This is a genomic window from Maribacter litoralis (assembly GCF_003075045.1).
GTDB classification, from domain to species: Bacteria; Bacteroidota; Bacteroidia; order Flavobacteriales; family Flavobacteriaceae; genus Maribacter; species Maribacter litoralis.
On the sequence record NZ_QCZD01000001.1, the window covers coordinates 1,297,888 to 1,311,426 of the forward strand.

Genomic DNA, 13,539 nt, shown 5'->3' on the forward strand with positions numbered 1-13,539 from the left:
CTATTCAAGAAGATATGCGGCCTGTAACTCAGAAGTGATATCGCCCGTACCGTTTTTTACAAATTTGGGTAATTGAACTTTATGTGCATCAAGTTGGGCAACCAAACAGCCACAGCTTCTACCGCCACCGCTTCTTCTTCTACTATTATCGGTTAGTATATCTATCGCCATACCTGCAAGAACTCCGCCTAAAGTAGTATACAGTACATCTTTAGTTTCCCATTCATAACCTTTAGACTGATCGTAAATTGCTTCTTTTGCAAGACCGGCAGCTAAACTACTACCTACTGCACCTGCCCATTTCCAACCACGTTGTCCGTTTGATATTTTGTGCGCAGCATACCCTCCGGCCACACCAATGACAACTCCGGCACCGATATGCTTAGCAGCATCACCGGGATCTTGAGCATTTATATTAATACTTAGGATAAAAGCGAAAAATAAAATAATAATTTTCATATTAGGGGAAAAGGGAATTTTTATTTCTATAACGTACTTAAGTAAATTAAATTATGTAGTTACTTTATAGCATCAACAAACTCTTTATATGAATTAAAACCTCATTTATAAGGGGCAATGCTGTATTTTACTAGCTAAACCAAAGTAATGTTCAGCCATAAAATTCGACTACAAATCAAGATAAAAAAATATAAAGATGAAAACGATATATCACAAATCCAACACTAGAGGACACACCGATTTCGGTTGGTTAAATTCTTACCACAGCTTTAGTTTTGGTAATTATTATGATGCTCAACGAATTAATTTTGGAACTTTAAGGGTACTAAATGATGATACCGTAGCTAAAGGTCGTGGTTTTGGAACCCACCCCCATAAAAATATGGAAATCATTTCCATTCCTTTAGAAGGTGACCTTAAACATATGGATGATATGGGGAACTCTACGGTAATAAAAGCTGGAGACATACAGGTTATGAGTGCCGGCACAGGTATTTCTCATAGCGAATACAATAAAAGCCAAGAAAACGAGGTAAAATTTCTGCAAATTTGGGTTATACCCAATGAACAGAACGTGACTCCACGCTATGATCAAATTTCAATTGCAGATGTTAAAACTAAAAACAGCCTGTATCAAATTTTATCTCCTAATCAAGATGATTCCGGTGTATGGATTCACCAAAATGCATGGTTTCACCTTGCAAATTATGATAATGGCATAACAGACTCATATACTTTAAAAAATGACAGAAACGGAGTATACGTTTTTGTTCTTGATGGACAAGTAGAAGTAAATGGGAAGAAATTAAATTCACGAGACGGCTTAGGACTTTGGGAAACAAAAGAAGTTTCATTCAAAGCAAATAGCAAGGTGGATATATTAGTCATGGAAATACCAATGACTTAGGTATAAGGCAAAATTCATTACCATATTTCGACATGTTCTGTTATTTATTAAACTACTTGCTTATATTTAAATGGAATTTAGTTCGTTTTACCTTATCCTTTTGAAAGTGTTTTACGAGTTGATTGCTAACTAAATATGCAGATAAATTATTTTCACTTGTAGGTTATTTTACATTTAGACCTCCAATTACTTATTTAAAAATCCCAATACCTTTTTACAATTGAATACGACCTCAAAAAAACAGAATATTAAAAATAGGGACCTTACAGACGAATTTGGTTTGATTACCATAATATCTTCTATTTTCACTTTTGTCGTTTTCATTTATACCTTACTATTTCATTCATATATAGAGCAATTACTCGCCTTCATTGTTGCCGTGGTATTTGGTATAGGTTTTATTTTAAACCGATTAAAGTATAGACAGGCAACTAGAATATATATGACCCTATTGCCACCGTTAATTTTTATGTCGCTCATTTTTTTAATTGGTGGGTTTTTCGGGCAAGCAGTTGCTTTTGCTACTATGGGGTTTCTGGCATTTATAGGCTATCGAAAAAATCCTAGGTTAAGAAATATTATCATCACTTTTGATATACTGGCGTTTATTCTCCCTACTATTTACATTACTAAATATGGTCCGATTTTGGGCACTATTGATGTCCCTTTCGATGAAGTTTTTGCATTTTTAGCCTGTTTAGGCTGGCTTTCACTAACCTTTAGAATGTATGATCAAAATAAAACAAGGGCTTACACTTCCGATTTGGAAAATCATATCGAAGCCTTAAAAGAAAGTGAGTTAAACCTTCAAAAAGCGCAAGACGATTTAAAGAGTCAGAACAAAAAACTTGAGGTTCTGAACAATGAATTAAAACTTAAGAACACCCATATTGAAGAGTTTACGTTTATAGTCACCCATGATTTACGCGGTCCTTTAAACAATATAAACCTTATTGCAAATGAATTGGAACAACAGCATGCGGTTTCAAATTATTCAAATTTCAGTAGTTACCTTAAACATTTACAAGGCAGTTCCACAAGGCTTACCAATTTGGTTGAAGGGCTATTGAAGTACGCAGAAATAGGTAACTCCAGTGGTATGGAACCCGTGAATATTACTGAAATTTTACAGTTGGTACTAGATGATTTATCTGAAAAAATTAAAGAAACCAGTGCTACCATTAATTATGGAGATTTACCTACCCTAATTGCAAGACCAAGTGATATAAGAATGCTGTTCCAGAATTTGGTTCATAATGCTCTAAAATTTAAAACCTCAACTAATAATCCTGTTATTACAATAACATCAGAAAAAAGAAAAAACGATTATCTTTTTAGTGTTGCCGATAACGGAATTGGAATTCCTGCGGAGCAGTTAGAAAAAGTTTTTAATGCCTTTCATAAATTACACAATCAATCTAAATTCGAAGGTTCTGGAATTGGACTCTACGGCAGTAAAAAAATTGTAGATCATCATTTAGGTAAAATTTGGGTCACTTCTGAAGAGAATAAGGGTAGCACCTTCTATTTCACTATTAGCACCAATTTATTAGAGCAAACTACAACAGACAAACAACTTGCCAACCCAACTTAATAATTATTCATGAAGAAGATAATTGCACTCTTATCGCTGCTTTTTATAAGCACTCTTAGGGCACAAGACCCACCTCTAAAATTAGTAGTAGCTGGGTTGACCCATGGTCACGTTGGTTGGATATTAAGCAGGGAATCTAATACGGATATTAATATGATTGGTATTGTTGAACCTAACCAAAAACTGGCAAAAAAACTTTCAGATGAATTTGGCTTCTCTATGGATATCGTTTTTAATTCTATGGATGAAATGTTACAAAATATTTCTCCGGATGCAGTTGCCGCCTTTGGCAATATTAAAGACCATTTACAAGTAGTACAAGCCTGTGCCCCAAAAGGAATTCATGTAATGGTAGAAAAACCCTTAGCAACCACTTATGATGAAGCCCAGCAAATTAAAACACTAGCGGATAAACACAATATACATGTGTTGACCAATTACGAAACTTCTTGGTACGAAACCAACGTAAAAGCGATCAGTATGTACCGGCAAGGAGATATAGGTGAATTAAGAAAAGTAATTATTAGGGATGGTCACAAAGGACCTAAAAAAATTGGGGTACCCAATGAATTCTTAGAATGGTTGACCGACCCACAGTTAAATGGTGGTGGAGCAATTACAGATTTCGGTTGCTATGGCGCCAACCTTATGACCTGGATCACGAAAGGCAAAAAACCTAATACAGTTACTGCGGTAACACAACAATTACAAAAAGAAAACAATCCAAAAGTTGATGATGATGCCACTATTATTCTTACTTATGATAATGAGATGGCAATTTTAGAGCCCTCATGGAACTGGCCAATAGGTAGAAAAGACATGGAGCTCTATGGCACTAAAGGCGCTATATATTCCGATAACCCTACTCAGTTGAGACTTCGGTTGTCAAAAGGGTACAGCGATTATACCGAAGAAACATTTCTATTAGGTGAGCGCAAAGAACCTTATAATGACCCGTTTGCAGTTTTTGCCGCAGTCATTAATGGCAGCCTTAAATTAGAGCCATACAATGTTTACTCGCTTGAGAATAATATGATAACAATGTTAATTCTTCAATCTGCCATAAACAGTGCAAAAAACGGAAAAACAATACAATTAAATTAAACTATTAATGAACACAAATTATACAAAAGTATTCGGTGGTAATAAAATAGAAGCTCAAAGAATAGAGCTTGCTTTAAAAGATAATAACATTGAACCTATTCTTAAAGATGAAACAGCATCTGCAAGACTGGCAGGTTTCGGTTCTCCTTTACCTGAATTAATTGAAATATATGTCCATAAAGATGAAGAAAACAAAGCTTTAAGTATTATTGCTCAACACAATAATTAAAATTAAAAGCCTCCTTATCAGGAGGCTTTTTTAATTGATATGTTTTCAAAATCTACCCTTTGCTCAAAGGTGTAATTTCTAGTTTTCTAAACTCTACCGGCCCGTGGTCTCCTTGTATCATTATTGGTCCTGCTTCAGCCTCATTATTATCCAAGGCTCCGCCGGTCATTGCTTCTATATTTTGATTAGAGATAATGGTTTTACCGTTGGCAACAATAGTAACCCTTCTTCCAATCAATGTAATATCATACGATTGCCACTCCCCTGCTTGCTTGGCAGCGTTTTCGTTTGGTGTCAACAATCCGTAGATACCTCCAAAATAAATCGAAGATGGTTCTAAACCTATATTATCAGCTATTTGTACCTCGTAACGACCTCTTAAATACAGACCGCTATTACTACCTTTGGGATATCTAAATTCTGCTTGTAATTTAAAATCCTTGAACTTCTCTTCTGAAACTAAATTAACACCAGACTTAGAGCTTGTTAATATACCATCTATTACCGTCCATTGATTACCTGGTTTAATTATCCAACCCTTTAGGTTTTTACCATTGAATAATTTGACCGTCTTACCTTCTTTTGCTTTTTCATAATAAGGTAATTTTGGTGACTTTGTCGCTGTCCAATTATAGGTTTTACCATCCACATAAATCATGGTGCCCTCCAATCCTTCTCCAAATATTTTTCCTTCAAACTCCATATCAGAAGCACCTGGCTCCCATTGCGGTGGTATTTCAAAAGAAAATAAATCTCCATGTTTTTCAATCTCCGCAACTGGTCTAGCACTACCGAATGCATACGTAAATCTACCTATCAAGGTATTGGTACCCGAGTGGCGAATTTCTAACCAAGAGGGTAATTTTTCGCCTTCTTGATCTATGGTCAAATTCCATTTACCTTCTAATGGGTGACCTTCTTGCCCCTGTAATAAAGTTAAATTAAAAGCCATCAAAAAGATGAAGGCAGCTGTTTTAATAGTATTCATATAAATATTGGTTTGATAAGTAATCAAATATAAAGTAACTTTTAAACTCCCTTTCTTAACATTCAATTAAATTATGCCCAAATGCCAAATTGATAAATCTATACCATATATGGTTAATAATTTAACTAGAATTCAATTTCTTTCTTGATTATCTACATTATTCGCTACTTTTAAAATATTATTCAACCAAACAACAATGACAATTTTTAAAAAATTCCTTTTTGGGATAGCTTCCCTATTATTTTTCTGTGCATCATGTGTAAACAAAAAACCTATTGAAATACCACTGACTATTGAGCAGGATAGTACTGACCTCATTGAAATGGCAAAACTTGCCCGAGAAACAATTACCGCTAAAGTAGCAGACGGACTAGAACTTAGCTTATGGGCTTCAGATTCTTTGGCACCAGATCCTATTGCCATGGATATTGATGATGAAGGCAATGTATATATAACGCGTTCCAACAGAAATAAAAACTCTGAATTTGATATTCGCGGACATAGAGATTGGATGACGGAATCCATTGCTCTAGAATCAGTTGAAGACAGAAGGGCCTTTCTACACAAAACCTTTGCTCCTGAACTTAGTAAGGAAAATGAGTGGTTTCCTGATCTAAACAACGATAGCATTCATGATTGGCATGATCTTGCCGTAGAAAAAGATGAAATTTGGATGTTACAAGATACAGATAACGATGGCATCGCCGATATTTCAACACAAATCATGAATGATTTTAATGATGAAATTAACGATCAAGCGGGTGCTCTTTTAGTCCGCGACGAAGATGTTTTTGTTGGTATCGGTCCTGGTATGTACCGATTGACGGACACTAACGGAGATAAAATTTTGGATGAGAAAACAAGCATTGCCGATGGTTTTGCCGTTCATATCGGTTTTAGCGGTCATGGCATGTCTGGCGCCATTGAAGGTCCAGATGGTAAAATATATTGGGGTATTGGTGATATTGGCGCAAATATTACCACTGTCGATGGTGAAAACCACAAATATCCGAACGAAGGTATTATCGTAAGAAGTAATCCTGATGGTACCGATTTTGAAGTTTTTGCCCACGGGTTGCGTAATACCCATGAATTTGTTTTTGATGCTTACGGAAATATTATTTCATCGGATAATGACGGAGACCACAAAGGAGAAAGTGAACGCTTGGTTCATATTGTAGAAGGATCTGATGCCGGATGGCGAGCAAACTGGCAATATGGAAAGTATACCGATCCAAAAAACAACGGCTATAATGTATGGATGGATGAAAAACTTTTTACTCCTCGTTGGGATGGCCAGGCCGCATATATTATGCCACCTATTCAAAATTTTCATAACGGACCAACAGGAATGAGATATAACCCAGGCACGGCATTGGGTAAAAAATGGCAAGATAAATTCTTTTTAGTCGAGTTCGTAGGTGACCCAAGTAGATCACATATTTGGTCTTTTGATCTAAAACCTAAAGGTGCTTCTTTTGAACTGAATACCGATGAATCAATTTTATCGGGAGTGTTACCTACGGGTATTGATTTTGGACCAGACGGAGCATTATACCTTGCCGATTGGGTAAATGGCTGGGGAAGCAAAGATTACGGTAGAGTTTGGAAATTAGACGTTACCGAAGAAAACAATGATCTAGAACAGGAACGGTTGAAAACCCAACAATTAATGACGCTTGATTATGAAGACCAAAAAACCGATAGTTTGGTATCTTTATTGTCCTACAGCGACATGAGAATTCGCCAAAAAGCTCAATTTGAACTTGCCAATAGAACATTTTGGGGCTTTAGAGCGTTAGAAAAAGCCCTTACGGAAGAAGAAAACCAATTTGCCCGCATACATGCAATTTGGGGCATTGGTCAAATCGCGGCTAATGATAAAGATGATGCAGAACCATTGCTTCAACTATTAAACGACGATGACCCCGAAATTATAGCACAAAGTGTGAAGGTGCTGGGTGATTTAAGATACGAGAAAGCAGCAGATACTTTAGTATCATTAACCTCCCATGAAAATGATAGAGTAAAGTTCTTTGCCGCCCAAGCATTGGGAAGATTAAAATATGAAAATGCCGTTGAGCCTTTATTAGCGATGATCGAAGCAAATAATGACCAAGATCTTTATTTGAGACATGCTGCAGTTTTAGCGCTTTCAAGAATTGGCAATGCCGAACCGTTACTTGCATTGGCCAATAGTGAAAATAGAAGTTTACGTATAGCTGCAGTTTTAGTGCTCAGAAAACTACAAGAACCAAAAATTTCAATATTCTTATCTGATCAAGATGAATATATTGTAACGGAAACTGCCCGTGCCATTAATGACGACCTTTCAATTGAAACGGCTTTACCCGCATTGGCAGCAACACTTAACGATGAGAGATTTACTTCTGAACCTTTGTTGCGAAGAGCAATAAATGCAGCATTGCGCGTTGGTGGTGAAGATCAGCTAGAAATGCTAATCAATTTCGCGAAACGAAAAGGTGTTTCAAGTAATTTACGTGGCGAGGCTCTTGCTGCCTTGGGCACATGGAACAACCCATCTCTTTTAGATCGTGTAGATGGCAGATACCGTGGTGAAATTGTTAGGGAAAACAGTCAGTTAGAGGACAAAATTAAAAAAGACATTCCAGCATTTCTTAAGGAACGTCAACCAGAAATTTTAATTGGTATTGCCAAAACCTTAAGTGCCGTAGGTATAACCGATTATAATGATGAATTGTTCTATATTTTTAAATCGAACAAATCGCCAGAGGTGCGTGCAACGGTATTAAATACACTTGGTCAATTGCAATACCATAAAATGGAAGCTGCCATGTCTATTGGTATGCAAGATAGCAATGAAGAAGTAAGAACTGCCGCTGTGGGGCTTTTAGCGCAATTGAACATTCCAAAAGAGAAACTACCCAACATTGTAGAGCCGATTTTTAAGCGCGGCTCAATATCCGAACAACAAAGAATGTTAGATGTTCTAGGCGACCTACCTGACGAAAACAGTAATGCCCTATTGACCAATTTAATTGACAAGGCTAGTAAAGACCAGTTAAAACAAGGTATTTTATTAGATCTTATGGAAGCGGTGAAAGCTACCGAAAATCCGTCATTGATCGCACAATTGGAGAAACTTAAAAGAGCGGGGTATTCAGCCGATTCTTTTCAAGAAACACTTTACGGTGGTAACTGGTGGGCAGGTAGATCTGTCTTTAATAACAACCCTACCGCGCAATGTGTACGTTGCCATGCAGTAAATGGTTCTGGTGGTGAAGTTGGTCCGGCATTGGATAATATTGGTAATATCTTAAACAGACAACAAATACTGGAAGCCCTTATTGAACCAAGCGTAAGACTTGCTCCTGGTTATGGCACCGTAACCATTACCTTGAAAGACGGACAAGAGGTAAAAGGTGTTCTTATCGAAGAAAACGATAAGGAAATTTTATTGAGAACTTCTGAGGCCGAGCCATTGGAAATACCCTTAATGAGAATTGCCAAAAGAGAAAACTCTATGTCGGCAATGCCAGCAATGGGGCGTATGATATCAAGAAGAGAACTTCGCGACCTCATTCAATATCTATCCTCTTTAAAGAATAAAAAGCGGATTATTGAAGGAGAAGATAAAGAAGTGTAATCTACAAAGAGGAAAGTTCTGCTTTCCTCTTATTAAATTCACTCATAATATCATTAACAATTTCGCCTGCTGGTTTTATATCATGTATCAAAGCCGATACCTGACCTATTTCTAACTCGCCATCTTCCAAATCACCTAAAAACATGCCTTTTTTGGCGCGACCTCTACCTAATAAAGCCTTTAATTCTTCGGTAGTCGCTCCTTCAGCGTATGCTTGTTGTACTTTGTTGTAAAATGTATTCTTCACCAACCGAACAGGTGCCAGTTCTTTTAATGTTAAATGCGTAGCTCCTTCTTTCGCATCAACGACTACCTGTTTAAAGTTCATGTGGTTAGATGCTTCTTCGCTAGCAACAAACCTGCTACCAACCTGCACGCCGTCTGCACCTAAAACCATTGCTGCGAGCATCGCTTTACCGTTAGCTATACCACCCGCTGCTATTAAAGGTATTTGAATATGTTCTTTCACCGCAGGAATCAAAACCATGGTTGTAGTTTCATCTCGTCCATTATGCCCGCCCGCTTCAAAGCCTTCTGCTACAATTGCATCTACACCTGCTTCCTGCGCTTTCAATGCAAATTTTAAGCTACTGACTACATGTACAACGGTAATTCCTTTTTCCTTTAAAAAGGATGTCCACGTTTTAGGATTTCCTGCTGATGTAAATACAATTTTCACATCCTCCTCAATAATAATATCCATCAATTTGTCAAGGTCAGGATACAACATAGGAATATTAACCCCAAAAGGCTTAGTAGTAGCTTTTTTACATTTTTGAATATGCTCTCGTAAAACATCAGGATACATGCTACCGGCTCCAATTATACCTAAACCACCAGCATTAGATACAGCACTGGCAAGCCGCCAGCCGCTGGTCCAAATCATTCCTCCTTGAATAATAGGAAATTCTATCTTGAAAAGTTCTGTAATTCTATTTTGCATGTTTTATAGGACTTACCTTGATGAATTTCAGCAAGGCATTGTAATGAACAGTTGAATTAGATAATAATCTAAGTGTAGTAAACTTAAATCTCGATAATTGAGATTTAAGTTACTTTCTAAAGATACTATTATACCCTTTAAAATGTAAAATGATGGTTAAGAAATTACCCCAGAACCTATTAAATCATCTTCTAAATACCACGCCACAAATTGACCTTCTGTTATTGCGGACTGCATTTCTTCGAAGTCTACATACATTCCACCTTCAACCCTATAAATAGTAGCATCCTGTAATTCTTGACGGTACCTAATACGCGCTTTCACTGTTAGTTTCTCATCAATATTCAATGCCAGATCTTCACGTACCCAATGGATCTCTTCGTCCTTTACAAATAATGTTCTTCTATATAAACCTGGGTGAGATTTACCTTGACCCGTATAAATGATATTTTCGTTAACATCGGTATCTATTACAAATAAAGGTTCTTTTGTACCGCCTACATGTAACCCTTTGCGCTGCCCTTTTGTAAAATAATGTGCACCCTGATGCTCACCAACTATTTTACCATCGGATAAATGATACACCGGTTTTTCGGCATAATATGCCAGTTCAGATTTTTTATCATTAAAATTGGGAGTAGCTCTCTCATATACATCAAAGCCGGCAGGCACCTCAACAATTTTACCTGTCTTTGGCTTCAACTGTTGTTGCAAAAATTCGGGCAGTCTTACTTTACCTATAAAACAGAGACCTTGAGAATCTTTTTTATCTGCAGTGATCAAATTCATTTTTGCCGCAATTTCCCTTACCTGCGGTTTAGTCAATTCGCCTATTGGAAATAGAGTTTTAGATAATTGCTCTTGCGAAAGTTGACATAAGAAATAAGATTGGTCTTTATTACCATCTTTTCCTGCCAATAACTGATAGGTTTCAGAACCATCTTCATTTTGCAAAGTACCTTTTCTACAATAATGACCTGTAGCTACATAATCTGCCCCTAATTGCATGGCTATTTTCATAAAGACATCAAATTTGATTTCCCTATTACATAATACATCAGGGTTTGGAGTACGGCCCATCTCATATTCCTTGAACATATAATCAACAATACGTTCTTTATACTCGGCACTTAAATCCACGGTTTGAAACGGTATACCCAATTTCTCCGCTACGATCAATGCATCATTACTATCCTCTAACCATGGGCACTCTTCAGATATCGTTACCGAATCATCATGCCAATTCTTCATAAACAAGCCAATAACATCATATCCTTGCTCTTTTAACAAGTATGCCGCTACACTTGAATCTACTCCTCCAGAAAGTCCTATTACTACTTTTTTCATCTCTACATCTTGGTCGCAACAAAATTACAAAATTTCATTACAAAGTCAGTTTTTTTCAATTTATGCGTACCCAATATTCATTTAATGAGAATATGTAAAAAGTTTGAAGTCCAACAGATAGAATAGCTACTGAATCTTTTTTAATTAAAAATATTTTGTTAAACTTTTTTAAAAATTAATTAAACAAAATTAATATAATGTACTTTTAAATGCACTTAAATAACAATTAATCAATTAATTTATGTTTTACTTATCTTAAATTTAATTAAACATTCCTAAAAACACAGTTATGAAAAAAATGAATCGCTTACTCAACTTTTTACCGATACTGTTCATTGTATTGATTTCATTGTCATGTAGTGATGACGATGATGGTGATATAATACAGTCAAATGATATTACCATAGTTGAAACTGCTCAAGCCGAAGATGCTTTATCTTCACTTGTATCAGCTTTAACCACTGCAGACAATTCTGAGGGTACAGATTTAATTGGAACACTAAGTTCCGATGGTCCTTTTACCGTTTTCGCTCCCACTAATGATGCATTTACCTCTTTATTGAACCAACTTGATGATTTTGATTCTTTATCTGACTTTGATACCGATGAAGAAAGAGAAATATTGACTACTATTTTAACTTACCATGTTGTTGCAGGTGTTGCTGCAAGTTCTACCGATTTAACCAATGGCATGATGGTTACTACCGTACAAGGCGAAGATTTAACCATTAATATTGATGGAGACGTTTATATCGATGACGCTACGGAAATCGATGCCAAAGTGGTAATTGCCGATGTAGAGGCAAGTAATGGTGTAGTACATGTTATTGACAAAGTTTTACTGCCCCAAGCTATCATCGATGCTTTAAACGATGAAGATGACGAAATGGAAAATGGCACTTTAGTAGATATTGTTGTAGCTACAGAGCCTCTTTCCCTTTTAGAAGCAGCAATTATAAAAGCCGACCTTGTTACTACTTTAAGTTCAGACGGTCCATTTACAGTCTTCGCTCCTACTGACGATGCTTTCGTTGCTCTACTGGATATATTAGGTGATGAATACAATAGCCTTGATGATTTTGATACAACTGAAGAAATTGCTTTGCTGAAAGACATTTTGCTATATCATGTTATTACAGCAGAGGTAGCTTCTACAGATTTATCAGCTGGACCGGTTACTACTGCCTTAGCGGATAATAGTATAGAGGTTATTACTTCTGAAGATACTTTTGTAATCGGTGATGCTTCTGATATAGATGCGAACATTACCGGAGTAGACATTATGGCTTCTAACGGTATCGCCCATACAATAGACAAGGTATTGTTACCACAAACGGCTATAGATTTTGTAATGAACATGCAATTAAAAACTATTGTCGATACAGCCATTGCCACAGATGACCTAAGCTTGTTGGTAGATGCACTAATTCAAGCAGATGCAGGCTTAGTGGGTACACTGAATGGTGACGGACCTTTTACGGTATTTGCACCAACAAACGCTGCATTCGCAGATTTACTTGACACCTTGGGTGATAATTTCAATAGTCTTGCCGATTTTGATACAGACGAGGAAAAAGCATTGTTGACAAAGGTATTGACATATCATGTTATTGCCGGCACCGCAGCGTTCTCCACTGATTTAAACAATGGGCAAGCCATCGAAACTTTTCAAGGAGAAAATATAACCATAGTTTTATCTGACAATGGTGTTGAAATTATGGACGCCACAGAGATCAACGCCAATGTAGCTTTAGCAGATGTAGAGGCAAGCAACGGTGTAGTTCATGTTATAGACAAAGTAATTTTACCTCAAGAAGTGTTAGATATGCTAGCCGCCATGAACATGAAAACTATAGTTGAAATCGCAGTTGAAACTGATGATTTGAGCCTATTGGTAGATGCACTTGTACAAGCGGACGCAGGCTTGGTAGAAACCTTGAGCGGTGATGGACCATTTACTGTATTCGCCCCGACCAATGCTGCTTTTGTAGCTCTTTTAGATGCTTTAGGCGAAGACTACAATAGTCTTGCTGATTTCGATACAGAAGCAGAGAAAGAACTATTGGTCACCATTCTTACCTACCATGTTGTCGCCAATACCGCTGCCAATGCGGCAGACCTGAGCGACGGACAGTCAATTACTACTTTTCAAGGAGAAAATGTAGGCATCAATATTAAGGAAGACGGTACGGTACATGTTGAAGATGCCAGCGAAGACAATGCTACCGTGGTTATTGCAGACGTGGAAGCAAGCAACGGTGTTGTTCATGTCATCAACAAAGTTCTGTTACCACAAGCTGCTCTTGATGCATTGTAATAAATTAAGTTCAAGTTTTAAAA

Annotated in this window: 10 protein-coding genes; 6 read left to right on the forward strand and 4 right to left on the reverse strand. The window is 36.9% G+C overall.

What is annotated here, in order from left to right; genetic code table 11:
• Complete coding sequence (locus DCS95_RS05885; RefSeq protein ID WP_116769851.1) at positions 1–459, reverse strand: hypothetical protein; 459 nt, start codon at positions 457–459, stop codon at positions 1–3.
• Between the two features lie 196 nt (positions 460–655).
• Here DCS95_RS05885 and DCS95_RS05890 point away from each other — a divergent pair, with 196 nt between their 5' ends.
• The 4 genes from DCS95_RS05890 (at position 656) to DCS95_RS05905 (ending at position 4,293) form a co-directional block, all read left to right on the forward strand.
• The gene (locus DCS95_RS05890; protein WP_116769852.1) at positions 656–1,366 is read left to right on the forward strand and encodes a pirin family protein; all 711 of its coding nucleotides are present in this window, start codon (positions 656–658) and stop codon (positions 1,364–1,366) included.
• A gap of 220 nt (positions 1,367–1,586) precedes the next feature.
• Positions 1,587–2,960 carry a sensor histidine kinase gene (locus DCS95_RS05895; protein WP_116769853.1) on the forward strand — a complete coding sequence of 458 codons (1,374 nt, stop codon included), beginning with the start codon at positions 1,587–1,589 and terminating at the stop codon, positions 2,958–2,960.
• A gap of 9 nt (positions 2,961–2,969) precedes the next feature.
• A complete protein-coding gene (locus tag DCS95_RS05900) occupies positions 2,970–4,064 on the forward strand; it encodes a Gfo/Idh/MocA family protein (protein WP_116769854.1) in 1,095 nt (364 codons plus the stop codon).
• A gap of 7 nt (positions 4,065–4,071) precedes the next feature.
• Positions 4,072–4,293, forward strand: coding sequence for a putative signal transducing protein (locus tag DCS95_RS05905; protein WP_116769855.1), 222 nt, complete (start codon positions 4,072–4,074; stop codon positions 4,291–4,293).
• Positions 4,294–4,345: 52 nt separating this feature from the next.
• Here DCS95_RS05905 and DCS95_RS05910 read toward each other — a convergent pair whose 3' ends face one another.
• Complete coding sequence (locus DCS95_RS05910; protein WP_116769856.1) at positions 4,346–5,281, reverse strand: 3-keto-disaccharide hydrolase; 936 nt, start codon at positions 5,279–5,281, stop codon at positions 4,346–4,348.
• Positions 5,282–5,477: 196 nt separating this feature from the next.
• Here DCS95_RS05910 and DCS95_RS05915 point away from each other — a divergent pair, with 196 nt between their 5' ends.
• Positions 5,478–8,909 carry a HEAT repeat domain-containing protein gene (locus DCS95_RS05915; RefSeq protein ID WP_116769857.1) on the forward strand — a complete coding sequence of 1,144 codons (3,432 nt, stop codon included), beginning with the start codon at positions 5,478–5,480 and terminating at the stop codon, positions 8,907–8,909.
• Position 8,910: 1 nt separating this feature from the next.
• Here DCS95_RS05915 and DCS95_RS05920 read toward each other — a convergent pair whose 3' ends face one another.
• Both DCS95_RS05920 and mnmA read right to left on the reverse strand, forming a co-directional pair.
• Complete coding sequence (locus DCS95_RS05920) at positions 8,911–9,852, reverse strand: NAD(P)H-dependent flavin oxidoreductase (RefSeq protein WP_116769858.1); 942 nt, start codon at positions 9,850–9,852, stop codon at positions 8,911–8,913.
• 156 nt (positions 9,853–10,008) lie between these two features.
• A complete protein-coding gene (mnmA, locus tag DCS95_RS05925) occupies positions 10,009–11,199 on the reverse strand; it encodes a tRNA 2-thiouridine(34) synthase MnmA (protein ID WP_116769859.1) in 1,191 nt (396 codons plus the stop codon).
• Positions 11,200–11,488: 289 nt separating this feature from the next.
• Here mnmA and DCS95_RS05930 point away from each other — a divergent pair, with 289 nt between their 5' ends.
• Positions 11,489–13,516: a fasciclin domain-containing protein gene (locus tag DCS95_RS05930; RefSeq protein ID WP_116769860.1), complete on the forward strand. Its 2,028-nt coding sequence runs from the start codon at positions 11,489–11,491 to the stop codon at positions 13,514–13,516.
• The last annotated feature ends 23 nt before the right edge of the window (positions 13,517–13,539 follow it).

What these genes read in the sequence shown, in the direction of transcription:
- DCS95_RS05905 (WP_116769855.1), top strand. Translation starts at nt 4,072, where the DNA reads ATGAACACAAATTATACAAAAGTATTCGGTGGTAATAAAATAGAAGCT.
- mnmA (WP_116769859.1), bottom strand. Translation starts at nt 11,199, where the DNA reads ATGAAAAAAGTAGTAATAGGACTTTCTGGAGGAGTAGATTCAAGTGTA.
- DCS95_RS05910 (WP_116769856.1), bottom strand. Translation starts at nt 5,281, where the DNA reads ATGAATACTATTAAAACAGCTGCCTTCATCTTTTTGATGGCTTTTAAT.
- DCS95_RS05930 (WP_116769860.1), top strand. Translation starts at nt 11,489, where the DNA reads ATGAAAAAAATGAATCGCTTACTCAACTTTTTACCGATACTGTTCATT.
- DCS95_RS05915 (WP_116769857.1), top strand. Translation starts at nt 5,478, where the DNA reads ATGACAATTTTTAAAAAATTCCTTTTTGGGATAGCTTCCCTATTATTT.
- DCS95_RS05920 (WP_116769858.1), bottom strand. Translation starts at nt 9,852, where the DNA reads ATGCAAAATAGAATTACAGAACTTTTCAAGATAGAATTTCCTATTATT.
- DCS95_RS05885 (WP_116769851.1), bottom strand. Translation starts at nt 459, where the DNA reads ATGAAAATTATTATTTTATTTTTCGCTTTTATCCTAAGTATTAATATA.
- DCS95_RS05900 (WP_116769854.1), top strand. Translation starts at nt 2,970, where the DNA reads ATGAAGAAGATAATTGCACTCTTATCGCTGCTTTTTATAAGCACTCTT.
- DCS95_RS05890 (WP_116769852.1), top strand. Translation starts at nt 656, where the DNA reads ATGAAAACGATATATCACAAATCCAACACTAGAGGACACACCGATTTC.